Origin of the sequence: Pedobacter sp. KBW06 (assembly GCF_003852525.1) — a bacterium.
In the GTDB taxonomy this organism is placed as follows: Bacteria; Bacteroidota; Bacteroidia; order Sphingobacteriales; family Sphingobacteriaceae; genus Pedobacter.
In genome coordinates this window covers 1,790,073-1,810,649 of the sequence record NZ_QAJL01000001.1, presented here as the reverse complement: position 1 = coordinate 1,810,649, position 20,577 = coordinate 1,790,073, and the positions used below count along the sequence as shown (strand labels likewise).

At 44.1% G+C, this 20,577-nt stretch carries 19 protein-coding genes; 13 read left to right on the top strand and 6 right to left on the bottom strand.

What is annotated here, in order from left to right:
• Positions 1-26: 26 nt before the first annotated feature.
• Positions 27-449 carry a hypothetical protein gene (locus DBR43_RS07220; RefSeq protein WP_124579273.1) on the bottom strand — a complete coding sequence of 141 codons (423 nt, stop codon included), beginning with the start codon at positions 447-449 and terminating at the stop codon, positions 27-29.
• Between the two features lie 336 nt (positions 450-785).
• On the opposite strand from DBR43_RS07220, the gene DBR43_RS07215 reads away from it, so the two are divergent.
• The 3 genes from DBR43_RS07215 (at position 786) to DBR43_RS07205 (ending at position 3,606) form a co-directional block, all read left to right on the top strand.
• On the top strand, positions 786-1,226 hold the full coding sequence (locus DBR43_RS07215) for an SRPBCC family protein (RefSeq protein WP_124579271.1): 441 nt from the start codon (positions 786-788) through the stop codon (positions 1,224-1,226).
• A gap of 332 nt (positions 1,227-1,558) precedes the next feature.
• On the top strand, positions 1,559-3,172 hold the full coding sequence (locus DBR43_RS07210) for a Na+/H+ antiporter (RefSeq protein ID WP_124579269.1): 1,614 nt from the start codon (positions 1,559-1,561) through the stop codon (positions 3,170-3,172).
• Between the two features lie 35 nt (positions 3,173-3,207).
• On the top strand, positions 3,208-3,606 hold the full coding sequence (locus tag DBR43_RS07205; RefSeq protein WP_124579267.1) for a tetratricopeptide repeat protein: 399 nt from the start codon (positions 3,208-3,210) through the stop codon (positions 3,604-3,606).
• 2 nt (positions 3,607-3,608) lie between these two features.
• On the opposite strand, the gene DBR43_RS07200 is transcribed toward DBR43_RS07205, so the two are convergent.
• Positions 3,609-4,823: a PQQ-binding-like beta-propeller repeat protein gene (locus DBR43_RS07200; protein WP_124579265.1), complete on the bottom strand. Its 1,215-nt coding sequence runs from the start codon at positions 4,821-4,823 to the stop codon at positions 3,609-3,611.
• A gap of 191 nt (positions 4,824-5,014) precedes the next feature.
• On the opposite strand from DBR43_RS07200, the gene DBR43_RS07195 reads away from it, so the two are divergent.
• The 5 genes from DBR43_RS07195 to DBR43_RS07175 all read left to right on the top strand — a co-directional run bounded on the left by DBR43_RS07195 (position 5,015) and on the right by DBR43_RS07175 (position 9,691).
• Positions 5,015-5,434 (top strand): VOC family protein, encoded by a 420-nt coding sequence (locus DBR43_RS07195; RefSeq protein WP_124579263.1) that lies wholly within the window; start codon positions 5,015-5,017, stop codon positions 5,432-5,434.
• Between the two features lie 10 nt (positions 5,435-5,444).
• Complete coding sequence (locus tag DBR43_RS07190; RefSeq protein ID WP_124579261.1) at positions 5,445-6,023, top strand: YdeI/OmpD-associated family protein; 579 nt, start codon at positions 5,445-5,447, stop codon at positions 6,021-6,023.
• A gap of 107 nt (positions 6,024-6,130) precedes the next feature.
• Positions 6,131-8,008, top strand: coding sequence for a sensor histidine kinase (locus DBR43_RS07185; RefSeq protein ID WP_158622454.1), 1,878 nt, complete (start codon positions 6,131-6,133; stop codon positions 8,006-8,008).
• Between the two features lie 89 nt (positions 8,009-8,097).
• Positions 8,098-8,451, top strand: coding sequence for a YciI family protein (locus DBR43_RS07180; protein WP_124579257.1), 354 nt, complete (start codon positions 8,098-8,100; stop codon positions 8,449-8,451).
• Between the two features lie 7 nt (positions 8,452-8,458).
• Complete coding sequence (locus DBR43_RS07175) at positions 8,459-9,691, top strand: RNA polymerase sigma factor (protein WP_124579255.1); 1,233 nt, start codon at positions 8,459-8,461, stop codon at positions 9,689-9,691.
• Here the strand turns inward: DBR43_RS07175 and DBR43_RS07170 are convergent, their stop codons facing one another.
• Complete coding sequence (locus tag DBR43_RS07170; protein ID WP_124579253.1) at positions 9,692-10,174, bottom strand: hypothetical protein; 483 nt, start codon at positions 10,172-10,174, stop codon at positions 9,692-9,694.
• Positions 10,175-10,443: 269 nt separating this feature from the next.
• Between DBR43_RS07170 and DBR43_RS07165 the strand changes: the two genes are divergently transcribed.
• The gene (locus DBR43_RS07165; RefSeq protein WP_124579251.1) at positions 10,444-11,577 is read left to right on the top strand and encodes an MFS transporter; all 1,134 of its coding nucleotides are present in this window, start codon (positions 10,444-10,446) and stop codon (positions 11,575-11,577) included.
• On the opposite strand, the gene DBR43_RS07160 is transcribed toward DBR43_RS07165, so the two are convergent.
• Both DBR43_RS07160 and DBR43_RS07155 read right to left on the bottom strand, forming a co-directional pair.
• Positions 11,574-12,482, bottom strand: coding sequence for a metallophosphoesterase family protein (locus DBR43_RS07160; RefSeq protein WP_124579249.1), 909 nt, complete (start codon positions 12,480-12,482; stop codon positions 11,574-11,576). The genes DBR43_RS07165 and DBR43_RS07160 overlap by 4 nt on opposite strands.
• Before the next feature lie 117 nt (positions 12,483-12,599).
• Positions 12,600-12,875, bottom strand: a complete 276-nt coding sequence (locus DBR43_RS07155) for a hypothetical protein (RefSeq protein ID WP_124579247.1) — start codon at positions 12,873-12,875, stop codon at positions 12,600-12,602.
• 363 nt (positions 12,876-13,238) lie between these two features.
• Between DBR43_RS07155 and DBR43_RS07150 the strand changes: the two genes are divergently transcribed.
• From DBR43_RS07150 to DBR43_RS07135, 4 genes are all read left to right on the top strand, one after another.
• Entirely contained in the window at positions 13,239-14,477 is a 1,239-nt protein-coding gene (locus DBR43_RS07150) for an MFS transporter (RefSeq protein WP_124579246.1), read from the top strand.
• A gap of 51 nt (positions 14,478-14,528) precedes the next feature.
• Positions 14,529-15,344, top strand: coding sequence for a helix-turn-helix domain-containing protein (locus DBR43_RS07145; protein WP_124579244.1), 816 nt, complete (start codon positions 14,529-14,531; stop codon positions 15,342-15,344).
• 158 nt (positions 15,345-15,502) lie between these two features.
• A complete protein-coding gene (locus DBR43_RS07140) occupies positions 15,503-15,886 on the top strand; it encodes a VOC family protein (protein ID WP_124579242.1) in 384 nt (127 codons plus the stop codon).
• Positions 15,887-16,044: 158 nt separating this feature from the next.
• Positions 16,045-18,414 (top strand): mechanosensitive ion channel family protein, encoded by a 2,370-nt coding sequence (locus DBR43_RS07135; protein WP_124579240.1) that lies wholly within the window; start codon positions 16,045-16,047, stop codon positions 18,412-18,414.
• Positions 18,415-18,542: 128 nt separating this feature from the next.
• Here DBR43_RS07135 and DBR43_RS07130 read toward each other — a convergent pair whose 3' ends face one another.
• Positions 18,543-20,567: a M3 family metallopeptidase gene (locus DBR43_RS07130; RefSeq protein WP_124579239.1), complete on the bottom strand. Its 2,025-nt coding sequence runs from the start codon at positions 20,565-20,567 to the stop codon at positions 18,543-18,545.
• Between the last annotated feature and the right edge of the window lie 10 nt (positions 20,568-20,577).

Here is a 20,577-nt window from a genome sequence, read left to right as displayed (position 1 = left end):
TTTGAGAGGGTTAGAAGAAAGGGGCTTTAAGCCTGCGTTTGCAGTATCGCATAAAAGGAATAGACTGCTCCGGCCGGACTTGTTGTATTATTGTCGCCGGGATGCGGGATTACCCTGGTGACACTGCCCACCAGCACGGGTAACTGGTCAATTCCATTGGGAATCACCGGGACCTGATAGCACAGATAGCTATAAATCCATGGATCATCGCCTACTTTACCAAAACCCTGGAACCACAAGGTGGCCGGGTTTCCATACTGGATAGACCCTTTCAAATCCAGGCTCCAGGTGCTGCCGCCTATTGTTCCTGAAATGCTGTTGTCGTCGGCGATGTTGATTTGCAGGACCGCCCTGCCTTCTTCAAGGGCATGGAAATCTGTTGCGATGTCGAGCGTGTTTTTTAAGCTTCTGTAAGTCCAGATGCTTGTTTTTGAGATTGCGTTAGTCATGATGTTGGTTTGAGATGATTAATAAATTACATAAAATTGTGTTTGTTTAATGAAGATAAGCATTTATTTTTAAGTAAATATACTGAATAAATAATGAATGAATTTAAGTGTGTAATGAATAATTTTTGTTCATTTTGTGTGTTTTTATTAATCAGGTTTTCTCTTTTTGATTCCCTGAGATGAAGTTTAAAGCGTTTTTTTATCCGGATGTCTCAAATAGCCCCTAAAAATGTCGTGATCTGCCTCCTTGTAAATCAGTGTGTTGTCTTAACTTTAACCTGTCCGGGATAGCCCTGATGAATAAAAGGTTAATGTTGTTGTTTAAAATATATACTTATGAAAAAGCAGGAATTTAAAATTTTGATCGATGCCCCACGTGAAAAAGTATGGGATGTGATCATTGGAAAGGATACTTACCCTCAATGGACTGCCCCCTTTGCAGAAGGCTCTTCTGTGGAAACAGATTGGAAGAAAGGAAGCCGGGCGGTATTTTCGGCCGGAGATGGTAACGGTATGGTTGCTGAAATTGCAGAAAATATTCCCAATGAGTTTCTATCCATCCGGCATTTGGGAACCATCATGAATGGTGTGGAAGATCTGGATAGTGAGGAGACCAAAAAGTGGGCAGGCGCAATGGAAGAATACCGGCTCAGTGATGTTGGGGGTAAAACAGAATGGAAGGTAGAAATGGATACTGCCGAAGCGTATGAGGATTACATGAATAAAACCTGGCCATTGGCGCTGCAGAAAGGAAAAGAGCTGGCGGAACAGCCTTGATTTTGATGCAGATCTGCTTCAGCTGCGCTCTGTTGTATATGGAGCTGGTTTCCTGAGCTGCAGGGACAATTGCCCAGTGCCTGGCTCCCTAGATTTAATTTCCGGGAGCCTGGTTCCCGGAAATGTCGTTTACACAGCTGGGTTTCTTATAAGGGGCTTAGGAGCGTAGTGCCCATAGCGAGGGGAGGTTTTTTACTGAGGTTTCTCCGGAAAGCCGGTTTCCGGGTTTTGGTACAGGTTTTGCAACGCGCTGGCCGGCAGCTAAAACAGATCGTTTTTTTAACGATATTGGTTGTAAATCAGCAGAAACATTCAACCTTATCCTTTTAATAATGCTTCACGACAACCTTATCCTCATTCTTGTCCTGCTTTTAGGTGTTACCATTCTCGTGATGATTGGGCATAAACTGAAAGTTTCCTATCCGATATTTTTAGTCCTATCGGGGCTGATCATCGGCTTCGTTCCAGGTATTCCGCATATTTTTGTAGACCCGGACATCATATTCCTGCTTTTTCTACCTCCTTTACTTTATGAAGCTGCCTGGACCACGTCCTGGAAAGACTTCTGGGAATACAAAGGTGCCATCTTTTTAATGGCTGTGGGACTGGTTTTAATCACCTCTGTCGCGGTAGCCTATGCAGCTGTTGCATTTATTCCTGGTTTTACTTTAGCGCTTGGTTTTTTGCTGGGGGGGATTGTTTCTCCACCGGATGCGATTGCCGCCTCAACGGTGTTAAAAGGGGTAAAGATTCCTAAAACCATCAATTCTTTACTGGAAGGAGAGAGCCTGATCAATGATGCCTCCAGTTTAATCGTATTTAAGTTTGCGCTTGCGGCGGTGATTACAGGGAATTTTGTGTTCCAGGACGCGGCCCTGGATTTTGTTGTTGTAGCAGGTTTCGGGATCTTAACAGGTCTTGGAATCGGAGGTATATTTTATGCGATCCACCGCTGGTTACCTACCAATGAAAATATAGATACGGCTTTAACCCTCTTGACACCTTATTTTATGTACATCGTTGCAGAGTACTTTAAGGTCTCCGGAGTGATGGCTGTGGTTTCCGGCGGGCTTTTTCTCTGTAGCCAGTCGCACGTCATTTTAACACCCAATTCCAGGGTTAAAGTAAATGCGGTATGGTCTGCAATCACATTTATGATGAATGGCGTTGTTTTTATCCTGATCGGACTGGCATTGCCGGATATTGTGGCTGGCCTGGGTTCAGATTATCCGTTGAAAACGGCGATAGGCTATGGCATTGGCATCAGCTTGCTGACCCTGGTGGTTCGGTTTGTCTGGCTGTTTACCACGAGCAGGTTAACCCGGCTGGTCAATAAGAAGACCAGGGTTCGCTATCAGGGCATGACCTGGCATTCTTCCGTAGTCATTGTCTGGGCAGGCATGCGTGGTGTGGTTTCACTCGCTGCCGCATTGTCTGTTCCCCTGCTGCTCACAGATCAGACGGCCTTTCCTTTAAGGAACCTGATCTTGTTCATCACCTTTGTGGTGATCCTGGTTACCCTCGTGTTTCAGGGCCTTTCCCTGCCTTATATCATCCGGTTATTGAAAATACCGGAAAACACCTATAAGCTGTCGGAAGAGGAGCAAAGTTCTCAGATCCGGCTTAGGCTCATTGACCGTTCTCTGGAAAGAATGCAGCAAAATTATCAGTCTCAATGTATCCACAATGAACTGGTGGTTAATTTCAAAGCCGAGCTGGAAAGATCGCTGGTCGACAAGAAAAATGCAGTACAGGCCATGCGGGAAGGAAAGGTTGACCTTGAGGAACTCAAAGTATATAAGGAAATGATGGTCGACTTGATTCACATTCAACGGCATGAATTACACCTCCTGAAAAAGGACCGGAATTACGACGATGATATCCTGAGGGAGGAAGAAAAACGACTGGATTTAGAAGAACTGAGCAGTAACGGAAACCTGTTTTGACCATTGCAGTTCAAAAAAGATTAGTTTTACTGACAATGGAAGCAATTGACAACAGCACCCTGGAAAAGCTGGAGGAGGTGATCCTGCTGAATCAGGGTTTATGGGGATATCCCGACCGGGCAGAAGAAAATATGAACAAGGCAGAAGAGATCCTGCAAACCCTATTGCTGGCTGATCCGGACAATACCATCGTCCTGACGAGCCTTGGGGCAGTTTTATGCGATCGCGGCCTGTATGATGAAGCTTTACATCATTTGAAAAGCGCAGAGAAGCTGGGCAGCGGGGACCGTCATCTATTTGAAAACATCGGAATTGTATTGATGAACAAACCTGCTGGAAAGAAAGCGGAGGCCCTGAAGTATTTTGAAAAGGCAGCCCGGCTGAGGACAAATGCACTCAGCATCACTGCCTGGTTTGATCCCCAGGGCCATTAAGACTACTTGTATAAAGCATAGAAGAAGCCATTGGAGTCTCCAAAATAAAGCATCCCTTCATCTGCAAGGGGAGTCGATAATATGGATCCCAAAGCCAGGATCTTTTTTTCTACTTCTAAATAATTGTCGCCATACAGGGAAATGTCCTTCCTGAAATGATCTGTCTCATCATAGATGGTGGCATATCTGCTTTTACTCTCCTCCGTCTGAAAAGTGGAATTGACTTTTCCGGTTTCCGGATCAACAAAATAAACTTTGCCATTAAAGCAGCCAAACACGAGTTCATTGCCCATCATGATGGCCGTTCCATAGACACGCATGTTGAGCGGTAAGGTCCACTTTATCGTGCCGGAATTTGCGTTCATGGCATAAAAGCGATGGGTATCGGAGGTTCCGACATAGATATTGCCCTTATGGAAAAGCGGACTGGCAGTGATCCAGCTTCCAATTTCCTTGAAGTTCCATTTTCCGGTCCCTGTTTTCAGGTCGAGTGCGTAGATATTGAAATCCCGGCTCCCGAAAAAGACGGTGCTGTCCTGAATGGTTGCGGCTTTTTGTACTTCTCCTTTCGGAAAATACTGATCACCAACCGTTTTAAATTTCCATTTCAGCCTGCCTGATCTCGAATCCAGTGCATAAAAGAAACCATCATAGCTGCCGATGAATACTGTTTTATCTTTAACTACAGGATCTGCATGGACACTGCCACCGGTTTTATAAGCCCATTGCTTTTTTCCGGAACTAATATCCAGGGCATAAACGCTGCTGTCGCCGCTGCCGATGTAAACAAATTGTTCATCCACTAGAGGAGAGGAAAGGTAATAGTCCCAGGTATCGTACTTTTTCTCTCCATTGGTTTTGAATTTCCAGATCAGCTCACCGCTGATTTTATCGAGCGCATAAACAGATCCGTCGCCACTTGAAAAGATCAGCCGCTGCGCATTGATCACCGGCGAAGAATGAACCTCGCCATTGGCTTTAAATTTCCATTTCATTTTCCCCGACTGCTTGTCTAAGGCATATAAATGATGATCGCCACTGCCAAAATAGACCATTTTACCATTGCTTAAGGGCGAGGAATGGATAGCAGCACCGGTAGCGAATTTCCAGGCCATTTTAGCCTGTGTTTGGGCAATTGTACTTAAAGTGCCACAGCAGGCACAGATCAGGATCAGCAGGAATACTGAGGGATGGAGAGGAGCGTTTTTTCTTTTCATAATGGTCGTTTAACAACAAATATATTTGAAGATACATAAATATTTTATTAGGAATATTATTGCTTATTTTTAAGAAAGTTCGATCGGAAAGCAGGATCAGCTACAGAAAATTTGACCCTTGACACAGGGCTGTCACAAGCCCTGCTTACTTTTATAAAAAGAAATCAAATTTCAATTAAAAAGACATAAAAATGGCTCATTCACAAACATTAAGAGGACTATCTACAATTTGTTATTATGCAACCGATCATGAGGCTGCAAAGAAATGGTACAGTGATTTACTCGGTGTTCCCCCATATTTTGAACGTCCGGGATATGCGGAATTCAGGATCGGGGATTATCAGCATGAACTGGGATTGATTGACGGCCGCTATGCACCTGAAGGATGGAAACCGGGAGCTCCCTCTGCCATCACCTACTGGCATGTAGATGAGATCGGCGAAAGCCTGGAAAAGCTGCTCTCTCTGGGTGCGAAATTGCATGAGCCGGTTACAGAACGTGGTCCCGGCTTTGTTACGGCTTCGGTAATTGATCCTTTCGGAAATACGCTGGGCATCATGTATAATGTGCACTACCTGGAGGTGCTGAAAGCCAAAAATATCCCTGCCTAAATTGAACACTATGGAAACGAACAATGGAATCCCTGCTTTTTACGCCAGTACAAACGAAGAATGGCGCAACTGGCTGGAAGAAAACGGAGCCAGGGAGAAGGCGGTTTGCCTGATTCTTTACCATAAGAAAAGCAAAACTCCCTGTATTGATTACAAGGAGTCTATTGAACAGGCCCTGTGTTTCGGATGGATCGACAGTAAAGCAAATAAACGGGACGAAGAAAGCAGTTATTTGCAATTTACCCCAAGGAAATCAAAGAGCAACTGGAGTAATGTAAACAAGGAAAGGGTGGAGAGAATGACCGTGCAGGGATTAATGAGGCCAGCCGGACAGGCGATGATCGATCTGGCAAAAGCCAATGGCAGCTGGGAAATCCTTGCAGATGCACAGAATGCCATCATTCCATGGGACCTGCAAAAAATGTTCGACAAGAATGCCCTTGCATTCGAGAATTTTCAACGCTTTTCTCCTTCTTCCAGGCGGATGATTCTGGAATGGATTACCAAAGCTAAAAAAGAGGAAACAAGGGAAAAAAGAATTGTGTTAACCGTAGAACTGGCTGCTAAAAACATAAAAGCAAACCATTAGCGCCTCAGGTATTTGCGCTAATTTCGTGATCATGTAACTGAACCTTGTGTTTTTTTACCAAATGAATGCAATTAATAGTAATTTCACATGATCCATCCAATTGTTCTATGTTTAAACGTGTTATGCTCTTCTTGCTGTTCACAGCGGTCTTCCTTCTGGATGCAGGCAGGGGATTTTCCCAGATTGCCGAACTCAGTAAGCTGGAGGCCAATCTTCCTTTGATTAAGGACAGCATCAGGTATGTAAATGCGCTGAACCGGATCGCGATGCTCTCTCATCTCCGATACCGGGATTCCTGTCTTTATTATGCGCAGAAAGCGAAGCAGATCTCCATCAGGCTCAATTACAGCAAAGGCATTGCCGATGCCAAGAATTGCGAGGCCATTTACCATGTCTCACTCAACAATTACCTGTCTGCGAAATATTTTAATGATGCACTGCAGCTTTATAAATCCTTGAATGATGAGGAAAATGTTTGTCAGGTACTGATGAATATCGGGGTCCTGATCTCTGTAAGTAAAAATGAAGACCGAGGACTGGATTACCTGAATCAGGCTTTTGAGAAGAGTAAATCGCTAAAGAATGATTCCATCCGGTCCATTGTGATCAGTAACCTGCTGGACATTGATACCGGAATGAACGAAGCGCGCTTTCATGCCTTGTTTAAAGAAGGTAAGCGCATTGCTGAAAAACATAAGGATCACCGGATGGTCCTTTATTACGAAGCCAGTGAAGCGCAGCAGGTTTATCAGGATGGTGCGAAGGAGAAAGGCATGGCCATGTTGCTGCAATCCCTGGACAAAGCAGATCGGCTGGGATTTGAAAATGTGAAAGTCTGGTTGTACGGCCCTATCAGTGACATGCTGCTGGATCAGGGCAGGCATGACGAAGGTATGGATTACCTGAAAAAAGGGATTGAAGAGGCCGAGAAATTTGGTTATGCAGAACACTACATCGGCTTTGCGGAAAAATTATACCGGCATTACAGCGGGCATAATCAACCTCAGAAAGCTTATTATTACATTTCTCTTCTGCTCGCCAAACAAAACAGGATTGCAGCCGCGGCAGACAAATCCGGATACAATTACCTGAATTATGCCCTGCGTGAAAATGAAAACAGGGAACTTAAAGAGAATGCAGATTCCAGAAGAAAAACCATCGCGCTCTTGAGTTGTTTGTTTGCATTTAGTGTCGCCCTGCTGTTCTTTGTATACCGGTCATTGAGAAGCAAAAGAGAACATGTGAAAACCCAGCAGCGGCTAAATGAAGTCACCCTGCAGCAAAATGCAGTGTTACAGAAAACGAATCATTTCAATACCATGCTGATCTCAGTGATTGCACATGATGTAAGGCAACCCTTCAGTACCATTGTGATGCTCTCCAGTGTTTTTAATGATGATGTAGACCTGCTCACAGAAGAAGAGAAACTGGGGATCATGAAAGAGCTGGCCGAGACCTCTCAAAAAAGTCTTTCTTTTATGGATGGACTGCTGGAATGGATCAAATCCAAGAAAACGGGTTTTGAATACCAGCCGGAAAAACTGCAGATCAAAGAACTGATCATTGAGGCGAATACTTTCTTTAAGATTGCCCAGGAAAAGAAAAATATAAAGCTGACCGGGAATATCTCGGAGCAGACCACTGTGCTGGCACATAAACAGATGCTGCTTTTCATCCTGCGGAATATCCTGAATAATGCCACCAAATTTTCGCCCATGGATGGAACCATTGCCATAGATTCCAGCGTAGATAACGGAAATTTACTCATTGCAATTCAGGATCAGGGGCCTGGAATGAACCAGAAACAGATCGATCAGCTTTTTAGTGCCGGATCAGGAGATCAGGAACAAAATGAAAATAATGGCGCAGGGCTTGCCTTGAGCATCTCCTATGAAATGGCGATGATTATGAATGCAAAGATCTCCCTGACCAGCCAGCCGGAACAAGGGACTACCTTTTACATTTCATTGAAAAACGGCCTGTAAAAAGGCAGCTTGAGCAGCAGGGTTTGTCCAATTTCAAAAATGTCATTTGTTATAGAGGTAAATAGCTTAACAAATTAAAATTTAAAAAAATGGAAGAGTTCATGTTAATTTTCAGGCACGAAGACGGCAATAAAGTCGCTTCTCCTGAGCAGATTCAGGTTTGGATGAAAGAAACCATGGATTGGATCGGCGGAATAGCTGCCCGGAACCAATTCAGTGGAGGCAATGGTTTACCTTTTGACGATGCCAGGGTAGTCAGGGCTAACCATGTGGTGACGAATGGTCCTTTTGGCGAGATCAAAGAAACAATTGGCGGATATGTGATTGTTAAAGCCGCATCGGTAGAAGAGGCGGTGGAGTTTGCAAAAGGATGTCCGGTGTTGCAGGGCGAAGGAAATAGCGTAGAGGTTCGTAAAATTGCTAAAGGAGACGGCATTCATTAAACCTCCGATGGAAAGACAGGAACTCATACCGCATTTGTTCAGGACGGAGTTTAGTAAGATCACGACCGTGCTGGGTAAATTATTGGGTATTGCTCATCTGGAAGTTGCAGAAGATATTACCAGCGAAACGTTTCTGCTGGCACTGGAAACCTGGACTTTTAAAGGGATTCCTGAAAATCCGGTTGCCTGGCTTTATTCCGTGGCAAAGAATAAAGCCAGAAACCAAATTCACAGGGATCATCTTTTCGCTGAGAAAATTTCCCTGAAGCTTCAATCTTCCCCGGCGGCTTCGGAGGAAGTAGAAATAGACCTTTCAGAAAAGAATATTGCCGACAGTCAGCTGCAAATGTTATTCGCGATTTGTCAGCCTTCTATACCCCTGGAAGCTCAGATCGGACTCTCGCTTCGTATTTTATGTGGTTTTGGGATCGATGAAATTGCAAATGCTTTCTTAACGAATAAAGAAACGATCAATAAACGGCTTTTCAGGGCAAAGGAAAAACTGCGGGAAGAGAAAGTAAAAATTGAATTTCCTTCCGGAAAGGAGATCGGCAGCCGGCTGGATGCAGTTTTAATTACCTTATACCTCTTGTTTAACGAAGGGTACTATTCCGAAAGCAAAGATGGAATCCTCCGTCAGGAGCTCTGTCTGGAAGCGATGAGGCTGGTCCATATGCTCCTTGCTTATGAGCCCACCAATTTACCTTCGGTAAATGCCTTGTTGTCCCTGATGTGTTTTCATGCTTCCCGTTTTGAGGCAAGAAAAAGTGCGAACGGAGCAGTCATTTTATATCAGGACCAGAATGAAGCCCTTTGGGATGAGGAACTGATCGCTAAAGGGGCATGGTACCTTCATGAGGCCACGAAAGGGGACCGGATTTCCAGATACCATATAGAAGCAAGTATCGCCTGGTGGCATACCAGTAAAGCCGATACGATAGAAAAATGGACGCAGATTTTACAATTATACAATCAATTGCTGCGGGTCGAATATACTCCGGTTGCAGCGCTCAACAGAACTTATGCGCTTGCAAAAGTAAAAGGCAATGCCCATGCAATTACAGCAGCCGAAGCGCTGAAATTAGCAGATAATCATTTCTATTACCTATTGCTGGGGGTATTGTATTCGGATATTGACAGGGAAAAAGCACTGGATAATTTTTTGAAAGCCCATTCACTGGCCAAAACAAATGCAGACCGGCAGACCATTCAGCAGAGAATTGATCAGCTTGGGAAATAGTTATTTCCTCCTGCTTTCATGATCTGTAAAGAGAAAATAGAACATGGCCTTTACCGGCTGGGTCATGAGCCTCGTTCCTTTAATCCAGGCAGAAAGACTGCCTTTTTCTATACCTGTATCTGCCACGATGTCTTCAATCTGGATGCGGTGTTTTTCCATTCTTTCCTGAATCCATTTCGCGTCTACCACATCTACTAAAACCGGGGTATAAATCAATGGCTGGACAGCGATGACCGGTTTTCCCGGCAATACACCAAACAGATTTCTGGTCAGCTCGATCAGCTTGATTTCATCCGCATAATTTCCGGAAAGGTGTTTGTCCTGTTTGGTCCTGATCATTATTCCATTGGCATCTGAAGAAAGTACCTGGAAAGAAATATTGGAATGCCGTAAATATAACCTCGCTCCGGCTTCCAGTTTGGCGAGTTCCCCGGAATCTACCCTTCCGGCAAGCTTCTCTATGTGTTTAATCGTATTTGTCATGATTTTTTTCTTAAAACAGAGCGCTGCCTCTTCATTACAGAAAAGGGGACAGGTTGAAAATACGAAAGGTTTTCGTTGATTTTAGCTTTTGGGTCAATAATGTTTTAAAATAAGGAATCTTAAAAAGATCGGTTTTCTGGTTATCAGCTCATTAGGTGTTGTTTTTTGCAAACCGACTCATTAAATTGCAAAATATTGCAATTTGTTTGGTTTTTTATTGCATATATTTGCATCAGATAATCCTGATTGATCAGGTCCAAAATATTTCAATGAAACAACATTCTACAAAAGTGATACGTGCAGCAGTGGCTGCTATGTTTTTTATGACTGGCCTCTGCTTTTCCAGCTGGGCATCGCGTATTGCGACGATACAACAAAAGCTTTCGCTGTCAGATGCAGAATTGGGCGGTGTATTGTTTGCGTTGCCCGTTGGTCTGATGTTGTCCCTGCCATTATCGGGTTGGGCAGTGACTAAAATCGGGAGCCGCCGGTTACTTGCAGCAGCCCTGATCACTTATGGCCTGATGCTGATTACACTTGGAGCAGCTACGGAAGTTTACCAGCTCGTGATTTGTCTGGTTCTTTTTGGCTTGGCAAGCAATGCCACGAATATTTCTGTGAATACGCAGGCTGTTGCTACAGAAGCTTTGTATAAGAAACCCATTATGGCTTCCTTTCATGGATTATGGAGCATGGCGGGCTTTATCGGAGCGGGGATCGGAACATTTATGATCGGCCAGAACATCAACCCGATGCCACATTTTATGCTCATCGCTGCGATTACGATCCTTTCCGTTATATTTTGCTGGTCTTACCTCCACAATGATAAGAATCCGGTAAAAACGGGCGCTGCCTTTGCCATTCCGGATAAAGCGCTGCTCACATTGGGCCTGATTGCTTTCTGTTCCATGGTTTGCGAGGGGGCAATGTTTGATTGGAGCGTCATTTATTTTAAGAAGATCGTGCTTGCAGAAAAGGCCTGGATGGCCGCAGGATATACCGCTTTTATGTGTACGATGGCGATGGGACGTTTTGTAGCAGATCGCTTTGCGGCGCGTTTTGGATTGAAAAGGACCTTACAGGTCAGCGGAATACTGACCACGATCGGTTTGCTGATTGCCGTGATCTTTCCCACACTGACAACGGCAATTATCGGATTTATGCTTGTTGGTGCAGGGGTATCTTCGGTGGTGCCGATGGTATATAGTGCCGCGGGGAAATCAACAACTATGTCGCCGGGAGCAGCAATTGCCGCAGTTTCCACCATCAGTTTTGTGGGCTTCCTGATCGGGCCACCAGTAATTGGTTTCCTTGCAGGGGCCTTCAGTTTAAAAGTCTCCTTTATGTTTATTGCATTGATGGGCGCCAGTGTGGTGCTTTTGTCTACCAGGGCGAAACTCTAATAGTTTACATAACGCTCTTCAAATTTACCATCTGCGTATAAATCAATCAGACCATAGCCGGGAGCGGTCTCTCTTTTGTTGCCTTTCCACCAGGCACCGCTTACTGCGCCGTTGCAGATATACGTGACCTCGTTGTAGGTTACCTTATCTCTGAGGTGGATGTGTCCGCTCAGGCATAGTTTAACGTTTGGATGCTGATGAAACAAGCTGATTATTTTTGCGGTATCGGTATGCATATCCCCGCCGAGCATTTCCCATTTATTGACTATATCGTCTTCAATCATTAAGGTCGCAGTGAGGATTGGAATGTGCGACATGACCAGTACCGGGGTATTTGCTTTGGTTTCCCGGAGCTCATTTTCAAGCCAGTGAAACTGTTCTTCCCCAAGCTTGCCAATGTACCAGGTCTGATCGATATCCAGGTGAACACTGTCGAGCACAATAAATTTCCAGCCGCTTTTCATAAAGCTGTAATAGGGTTTGGAAAGCTGCAGCTGGTCCATCGCATACTTTTTGCCATAGATGCTCTGCCCTTTATTGTCTTCAGCCCACCAGATGTCATGGTTTCCAAGACAGTATTGAACGGGGATGCTGCATTCTTCTTTCAAGAGGTCATGGGTTAATTTCCATTGTGCATCGATGGCATTGATCTGTTCTTTATTCATGTCAAAGACGATGTCTCCGCCATTCAGAATGAGCTCCACCTTTGGGGATTGCTGCTGAACATGATGCAGGCATTTCGCATATTTTGCAGGGGCATCGAAGTCATTTTTTAAATGCACATCAGTGAGGTGTGCGATTCTTAAAACGGGGGTGCCTGCTGCAGGGCTTTTGCTAAAGCCGCTGAAAGGAGAGAGGAGGATCCCGCCAATGCCTAAATTTTTGAGTGCTGATCTTCTGTTCATGAAGGGCAAAAATAAGACAGTTCTTTTTCCCTTTTAGCAGCGGCTGTATTATGAATACATTAAGATTTTTAGGTTTGAATAGAGCAAAAGCCCCTGACCGGGGCTTTTGCCGGATGACTAGAAATTGGTTTCGAGACCCGGGTTTGCCGGCTGGAGCACTTTGTTACAGGGAACATTATAGGCTATGCCGCCATTTAATGAGCCGGGGTGTGCAGTCAGGTACCAGTTTCTTAAAGCAGCAGTGGAGAAATAAATGGTGTTTCCTGCATTGTAAGCTACATAAGCAGTCATGGTACAGGCAAGCGTAGTGGCTGGTTTTACAGGAGCGGTTCCGGGTGTTGCGGTTGCTGCAAAGCCAAGGCTGAGCATACCAATGATCATTAGTTGTTTCATGTTTGGGATGGTTAAGTTAGTTTCATTAAGCTACTGTAATCTCCGTTAAATTTGTTTTTTAATTTCGTAAACGGTATGTTTTTATTTTTTAACGGTCATTGAAATGCTTTCTCCGTTATTTTTATATTTTTTCCAGCCGCAGGAATTTTCGGGAAAAGCCGCTTCTTCGGGCATGAGGCTTTTCAAATTGGATTGTTTGAATTGTGTAATTTTATAAAACCCTTAAAAAGCTGTTTTGAGTTGTTTTAAGTGATATTCGTTCTTTTGTGTCGGTTGCAGGAATGTGTTTTCATTGATTTTCGTAAGTATATGTTTGAATATCATAATTTGGGCTCATGGGAAATTGTTAATTTTGTGGCGTCTATGATTACGATTACATCCAAAACAAAAGAAATAAAAGAAGGCCACCAGGCTATTGCCACGCTTTTGGCTTTCGCATTGCTGCCTTTATCCGGCTTTGCTACCGATATTTATATTCCCTCTTTACCTACGATGGCGGGAGAGATGCAGGTGAGCAGTATCCAGGTCCAGCTTACCCTGAGTATTTTTCTGATCAGCTATGGCGTTTCCCAGTTATTTATAGGAAGTGTGCTGGACAGCTTTGGGCGGTATAAAGTATGCCTGGTTTCTCTGCTGATCTTTGCCGCTGCCAGCATGGTGATTGCGGTGACGCATAATATCTACCTTATTTATGTCATGCGTGTCATCCATGGCCTTACTGTAGGTGCCATTGTGGTGGCCAAGCGTGCGTACTTTGTAGATTTGTTTAGCGGAGATAAGCTGAAACATTATTTAAGTTTGTTTTCGATCATATGGTCTACAGGACCCATTGTTGCTCCATTTGTTGGGGGATATCTGCAAACGGTCTTTGGCTGGGAGTCTAACTTTTACTTTTTAGCAGGATTTGCATTGGTATTTGCCATTTTGGAATTGATCTATAGCGGGGAGACATTGGTTCATTTTACGGAGTTCCGTTTCCGTAAGATTGTAGATATCTATATCAACATGATCAAGACGGCCAGCTTTACACTTGGTATTGTGATGTTAGGACTGGCTTATTGTATGGTCATGGTGTATAACATGACCGGCCCCTTTATCATTGAGCATCATTTGGAACTTTCGCCCGTTATTGCGGGATACAGCTCCCTGGTTCTGGGATTTGCCTGGATGGTGGGTGGCTTTATCGGAAAGGCAACCATCAATAAACCCTTTTTCAGAAGGCTGGTCGTAAACGTGGGCATGCAGCTCGTGTTTGTTGCTTTAATGATCTTCAGCCTTCAATTTATCACCAATTTATATTCCCTGATCTTTTTTGCTTTCATCATTCATATTGGTGCGGGTTATACCTTCAATAATTACTTTACTTTCTGTTTGGGTAAATTCCCAAAAAATGCAGGTATTGCAGGTGGACTTACCGGAGGAATCACCTATGTCATTGTTTCTTTTTTAAGCTATGGCATCGTCAATATCGTTCCTGCTAAAGATGAGAGAAACCTGAGCTATAGCTATCTGATCCTGATCTTATTGTCGATCATCGTGATGTTTATGATCTTTAAAATGAACAAAAAAGACAATGCAGGGGCAGCAGAAGCTGCCGCATAGGAAAGCAATAAACTCAGGAAAAGCCTATCTTAGTATAGACTATCCCCAGTTATGGCTTTGAGTAATATCTATAAGATCAGGAATTTGTTTCATCCGGTTCAACCCACAGCGGGAATTGGGACCGGACCGCTGAGCTACCGGGAGTTTTTGCCGGATATCGGGCTGCAGGATTTTATTTACTGCTATTGGCAACTGAAGTCAACGCTGCATCTCGCCGATCCTTACCCTTACCGGGTAGTGGCGGATGGTTGTATTGACCTCTTCTTTGAACTGGATAATCCTGCTGAAAATTACCTGATGGGCCTGAGCAGTTGTTATACTGAATTTCAGCTGAACGATAGCTTTAATTACATTGGGGTCCGGTTTCTTCCGACAAAATTTACCCAGCTCTATGGAATCAGTGCCGCCGCGCTTACGGATCTTTGCGAACCCATGGATCAGGTGCTCCCTGAAACTTCTTTCTTTATCAGGGATCACTTTTCCGCAGAAATGGGCGCAGGCGAAATTGTTAAATTGCTGGACGGCTATTTTTTGAATCTTTTACAACATTCCAGTCTGAAAGATGATAGCCGGATTGCGCATGCGATGGAAATTATCCTGCAGCGTGCCGGCGTTTTGAATGTAGAAAAGGATTTGGATGTAGGCCTCAGTCCGAGGCAGCTGAGCCGGCTTTTTGAATACTATACCGGAGATACGGTGAAGACCTTTAGTAAAATCGTCCGTTTTCAGAATTACATCCGAAAGCAGAGCAAATCCGGAAGTCCGGAGCCGCACTATCTCGATGTGGGATATTATGATCAGGCCCATTTTATTAAGGAGTTTAAAAAGCTTTATGGAACTACTCCTTTTAAGGCGTTTTCGGGTTAAGTTGTCGGTTTTTTACAATTTTTGTTTTCTTCAGGGGATTAGATTTGTGGTCAATATCAGCCATTATGAAAAGAGTATTGATCCCATTTGTTATGCTCCTGTGTTGCTGCTTTCAGCCAGGATTATCTAGTGCACAACAGCTTAAAAAACAACAGAAAATGAAATTAAACGCAGGAATTGTTACCAGTAAACTCGCCGAAACAAAAACATTTTACACCGACATTCTCGGATTTGGAGTCAGCTTTGAGAATGATTTTTACCTCCTTCTTCATACGCCGGGGAAACAAGCGGAGCTGAGTTTTTTACTTCCCGGACATGCCTCTCAGCAGCCATTATTCCAGCCGGTTTTTCAGGGGCAGGGGATGTACCTCACGATTGAAGTGGAAGATGTGGACCTGATCTATGAGGAGCTGAAAAAGAAAAAAGTGGAGATCAAGGTCGAGATCCGGAATGAACCCTGGGGCGACCGCCATTTTGCGATTACAGATCCAAATGGAATCGCCATTGATATCGTAAAATATACCGGTCCTGAAAAACCCTGATCTGTGCTATGTTTAAAATTTCTACAGCGCATTCGAATCCAAATCATATCTTGTATCTGAAATCCTGAAGCAGGAAATGACCTGAGCTGATCCTGTACTTAATACTTGGCATAAATACTGCTAAAGGTATTTTCTCTGATCTAAATTGATTGAATCATATGGTTTTAACGCGTTCTTACGGCAAGAATTTCCGGATATTTTTGATATTCCTTTGTTTATTGGCTGGTTTTCAGTTTTCTTTTGCCCAGAATAAACAACAAACTGCGCAGAAAAAGCCAAAACATGTGGTTACGGAATCTGAAATTCCTTTGCTGGTCAATAAAGTGGAGACCTATACCCTGGCTATTGATAAGAATAATTTCATCATCAGGATCGGCTTTGATTTCAGTGTGATCGAAACGCCGCTGGCAGAAATAGAAACGAAATTGAAAACCTTTAAAAAGAGGTTTGAAACCCAGGGACAGAAGATGAACCTGCGGAGCTTAAACAGCGCGGTGATTCTTTTGAAAGAGCAATCCGACAATTTACTGAACTATAAAAAAATACTCGTTTCTTATGGAGACCAGCTCAGTAAGAGCAATATTGAAGTCAGGAAAATACTTGCGGATCCGGATCTGAATGTAATTATTCCTGATTCTGTTCTGAATGAGCAGCTGAACAGTATGGTCAAAGACGGGAGGAGCCTGGATACCTTGCAGCGGAGGATGCTGTCCCGTGTTAATTTATTAAGAAACAGGTTGTCAATTAATCTGTTGCAGCTGAACGACCTTTCCTCAAATATGAACTATTTGTCGATCTCTAAAAAGATAAGTATGTTCTCCAGAGAGGAGGCCCCCTTATTTAAGCTCAAAGCCGAAAAGTACAAACAGTCTTTTGGAGAGACGATTCTGAATGCCTTTGAGCGTTCCGGAAAGATCATTTCCATTTACCTTGCCGGCAAAGGTCACCTGACCACCCTTGCCTTGCTGATCTTTATTTTTATCACTGCCTGGCTGATGTCCAATATGCGAAGAATCAAAAAGCAGGAGGAAGTAGAAAGTGTGTTGCTGCAGGTTAACTTTCTGAAACGGAGTGTGATCATCGGTTCGGTAATGGGTTTGCTCACTTATGCTCCTTTACTATTTGGCAATCCAACAATGTCCTTATTACATGCCATTGAGGCCTTTCGGATCATTGCCATCTGCTTTTTACTGTTTCCTTTTTTAAACGGATCATCCAAATATCTATGGATTGGCCTGGTGCTGATCTGGTTCTTCTATGCGATCGACGACATCCTCCTGGACAGCTCTTTTGGTGAGCGCTGGGGACTGTTTATTGCCGGGGTTCTGCTGTTCCTGCTCTGCGTGGATATGATTCGGAGGAGAACCGCTTTCTTTGTGAAAATTGAAGAATCTCCGGTTACCAAAGCGCTGATCATTTTTACGCTGGCTCAGGTCGCGCTTTCGATCTTGTTTAACTTGTCGGGGCGATTGTCTCTTGCTAAAATTTTCGGAGTGAGTGCGATCCAATGCCTGATGCTTGGGATTTCCTTAAAAGTCTTTTGTACCATGGTGCTGGAAGCAATTTACCTTCAAACCGAGGCTTACCAGTCCAGTCGTTTTTCAGATTTTATCAATTTCAGGGAGTTACAGCATCGCTTTCAGCGAACCCTGTGGATTCTGGCCAGCATCATCTGGACGATCGGACTGATCAGAAACCTAACGCTTTACGACCTGATGCTCCGCCTTTCGGCAGATTTCCTTCAGGAGTCCAGAAGCATTGGGCGTTACCAGTTTACTTTTGCCAGTATAGGAATTTTCTTTTGTATCATCTGGTTCTCTTCACTCATTTCCAGTTTTATCAGTTTCTTCTTTGGACACGAAAAGGCAACAGCAGGAGGTAAAAGAAGCGGCTTAAATTCAATGATGCTGCTCATCCGCCTGGCCATATGGACGGTTGGTTTTCTCATCGCGGTAGCTGCCGCAGGAATCCCGATAGACCGGCTTTCCATCATGCTTGGTGCCCTTGGTGTGGGGATCGGTTTTGGCTTGCAGAATATCGTGAACAACCTGGTTTCGGGGATTATCCTGGCTTTTGAACGCCCTATACAAATTGGGGATCAGATCGAAATTGGAAATAAATCCGGTGTGGTTAAAGAGATTGGTGTCCGTTCCAGCAAGATCCACAATGCAGAAGGGGCAGATATTATCGTTCCCAATGGAGATTTGCTTTCACAACACCTGATCAACTGGACCATGCAGGACAGAAGTAAAAGGGTAGAATTTATCATTGGAGTGCCTTATAGCAGTGACCTGGATTCGGTCATCCTGCTGATCAAAGAGACACTGAAAAAAAATGAGAACGTCCTGCCTGCTCCCGAACCTGTGGTGATTGTGCAGGATTTTGGAGAATATGCGATCAGCGTAAGGATCCTGTTATGGGTTGGAGACCTGGCAGTTGGAGGTGGGGTTCGCTCTGCGGCAATGATTGATGTTAAAAAGGCATTGGCAGCGGCCGGAATTCAATTGCAGATCAGGCCTTTGAGTTAAGCCTGTGTTGCTGTTTTTTTAATTTCATACTATGTTTTCTATTCACAAAAATGCCCCAAAATTGTTTGAATTTTGGGGCATTGTATTTTCTTGGCCGGGAGATCCTGTTTTATTCCCGGAAAAATGGATTAAAGCAATCCACGTTTAACCAGCATTGGCTTAATATCCGGTTGATGACCGCGGAAATTAAAAAACATCTTTCCAAGGTCTTCTGTGTTTCCTTTGGATAAGATCATATCGCGGAAACGTTGTCCGTTGACCCTTGATAACCCACCGTTTTCCTGAAACCAGGAGAAAGCATCGTTTTCCAGCATAGAGGTCCAGCTGTAAGCATAATAACCAGCAGCATATCCGTTACTCCAGATGTGTAAAAAATAGCTGGAGCGGTAACGCGGAGGAACTTCCGATAGGTTCAGGTGGGTTTTCCTTAAGGCATCCGTTTCAAATTTATCTACGTCCTGTAAGGGCGCGCTTGCGGGAAGGGTATGCCATTGCATATCCAGAGCTGCGGCCGCAAGGGCTTCTGTAAATTCATAGCCCTGGTTAAATGAACTTGCTTTCTTGATTTTATCTAAGAGTGACAGTGGCATCGCTTCCCCTGTTTTATAATGGACTGCGTAGTTCTTCAGGATCTTAGGATCTGAAGCCCAGTGTTCATTGAACTGAGAAGGGAATTCCACATAATCGCGTGCAACATTGGTGCCCGAAAGGCTTACATATTGCTGATTGGCAAAGAGGCCATGCAGGCCATGTCCGAATTCATGAAACATGGTAATCACATCATCAAAACTGATCAGTGCAGGTTGTCCGGCAGCAGGCTTGGTAAAGTTACATACATTATAAATGACCGGTTTTGTACCCATCAGCTTGGATTGAGGAACCATATTGTCCATCCATGCGCCACCATTTTTGTTGTCTCTTTTGAAATAATCACCATAGAACAATCCAATCTGACTGCCATCCTTGTCCATCACATCAAATACGCGTACATCTTTCTGATAGACCGGAAGATCTTTCCGCTCTTTGAAAGTAATGCCATACAATTGCGTAGCTGCATAGAATACCCCGTTTTCCAATACTTTATTGAGCTCAAAATAAGGTTTTACCTGATTCTCATCGAGGTCGTATTTTGCTTTTCTAACCTGCTCTGCATAAAAGGTCCAGTCCCACGGCATTAGTTTAAATCCTCCGCTTCGCTCGTCGATCAGGGCTTGAATGTCCTTGGCTTCGGCTCTTGCTTTCGCCGTTGCTGCCGGCACAAGTTGCTGGAAGAAAGCTTCAACAGCTTCCGGAGTTTTAGCCATCTGATCCTGAAGTTTCCAGGCGGCATAGTTCTTAAATCCTAACAGTTGCGCCTGCGCTGCACGGATTTGTGCAATTCTGGAAATCACCTTTCGGGTATCATTGGCATCACCTTTTTCTGCACGGTTCCAGGAAGCATGAAAAAGCTCCTGGCGGGCAGGGCGGTTTTCCATACCCTGAAGGGCAGGCTGCTGTGTCGTATTGACCAGGTCCTTACCTGCCGCCAGTAACTGAGTGCTGAATTTGGTGGAAAGCGAAGATTCTTCCTTATTCAGTTCTTTCAGTTTTTCCTTATCGCCTTCGGATAACTTGGCGCCCGCCAATTCAAATTTCTGATAATAATATTCTACCAAACGGAGCGATTCCGGATCTAATTTTAATTTAGCACGCTCCTGATAAACGCTTTCTACCCGTTTGAAGAGTTTGGTGTTCAGGTAAATGGCATCATTGTTTGCCGTCAGTTTCGGTGCTTCTTCTTCCTGTACTTTCTGGAGGTCCGGATTGGTATTGGCACCGGTAAGCAAACCAAAGACGCGGTTTACACGGCCCAGTAATTGCCCGCTCTTTTCAATCGCCAATATGGTGTTTTCGAAGGTGGCAGGCTCCGTCTGATCCGTAATTTTCGATATTTCAGCCTGTTGCTGTTTCATTCCTTCTTCAATAGCAGGTTTAAAATCACTGTCTTTGATCTGGTCAAAAGCCGGTGCCTGGAATGGAAGTTTACTGGCGTTTAAAAATGGATTGGAAGGAGAGATGCTTTCCTCTGTTCCCCCGGAGGAGGATTTCGGCTGGTTACAGGCACTGGTTATTGCAAGTAAAGCCATTATTGGTAAGTAAGATATTCGTTTCATTTTTTATGAA

Excerpts from the sequence above, each read along its gene's own strand:
- DBR43_RS07220 (WP_124579273.1), bottom strand. The coding sequence starts at position 449 with ATGACTAACGCAATCTCAAAAACAAGCATCTGGACTTACAGAAGCTTA.
- DBR43_RS07215 (WP_124579271.1), top strand. The coding sequence starts at position 786 with ATGAAAAAGCAGGAATTTAAAATTTTGATCGATGCCCCACGTGAAAAA.
- DBR43_RS07210 (WP_124579269.1), top strand. The coding sequence starts at position 1,559 with ATGCTTCACGACAACCTTATCCTCATTCTTGTCCTGCTTTTAGGTGTT.
- DBR43_RS07205 (WP_124579267.1), top strand. The coding sequence starts at position 3,208 with ATGGAAGCAATTGACAACAGCACCCTGGAAAAGCTGGAGGAGGTGATC.
- DBR43_RS07200 (WP_124579265.1), bottom strand. The coding sequence starts at position 4,823 with ATGAAAAGAAAAAACGCTCCTCTCCATCCCTCAGTATTCCTGCTGATC.
- DBR43_RS07195 (WP_124579263.1), top strand. The coding sequence starts at position 5,015 with ATGGCTCATTCACAAACATTAAGAGGACTATCTACAATTTGTTATTAT.
- DBR43_RS07190 (WP_124579261.1), top strand. The coding sequence starts at position 5,445 with ATGGAAACGAACAATGGAATCCCTGCTTTTTACGCCAGTACAAACGAA.
- DBR43_RS07185 (WP_158622454.1), top strand. The coding sequence starts at position 6,131 with ATGTTTAAACGTGTTATGCTCTTCTTGCTGTTCACAGCGGTCTTCCTT.
- DBR43_RS07180 (WP_124579257.1), top strand. The coding sequence starts at position 8,098 with ATGGAAGAGTTCATGTTAATTTTCAGGCACGAAGACGGCAATAAAGTC.
- DBR43_RS07175 (WP_124579255.1), top strand. The coding sequence starts at position 8,459 with ATGGAAAGACAGGAACTCATACCGCATTTGTTCAGGACGGAGTTTAGT.
- DBR43_RS07170 (WP_124579253.1), bottom strand. The coding sequence starts at position 10,174 with ATGACAAATACGATTAAACACATAGAGAAGCTTGCCGGAAGGGTAGAT.
- DBR43_RS07165 (WP_124579251.1), top strand. The coding sequence starts at position 10,444 with ATGAAACAACATTCTACAAAAGTGATACGTGCAGCAGTGGCTGCTATG.
- DBR43_RS07160 (WP_124579249.1), bottom strand. The coding sequence starts at position 12,482 with ATGAACAGAAGATCAGCACTCAAAAATTTAGGCATTGGCGGGATCCTC.
- DBR43_RS07155 (WP_124579247.1), bottom strand. The coding sequence starts at position 12,875 with ATGAAACAACTAATGATCATTGGTATGCTCAGCCTTGGCTTTGCAGCA.
- DBR43_RS07150 (WP_124579246.1), top strand. The coding sequence starts at position 13,239 with ATGATTACGATTACATCCAAAACAAAAGAAATAAAAGAAGGCCACCAG.
- DBR43_RS07145 (WP_124579244.1), top strand. The coding sequence starts at position 14,529 with ATGGCTTTGAGTAATATCTATAAGATCAGGAATTTGTTTCATCCGGTT.
- DBR43_RS07140 (WP_124579242.1), top strand. The coding sequence starts at position 15,503 with ATGAAATTAAACGCAGGAATTGTTACCAGTAAACTCGCCGAAACAAAA.
- DBR43_RS07135 (WP_124579240.1), top strand. The coding sequence starts at position 16,045 with ATGGTTTTAACGCGTTCTTACGGCAAGAATTTCCGGATATTTTTGATA.
- DBR43_RS07130 (WP_124579239.1), bottom strand. The coding sequence starts at position 20,567 with ATGAAACGAATATCTTACTTACCAATAATGGCTTTACTTGCAATAACC.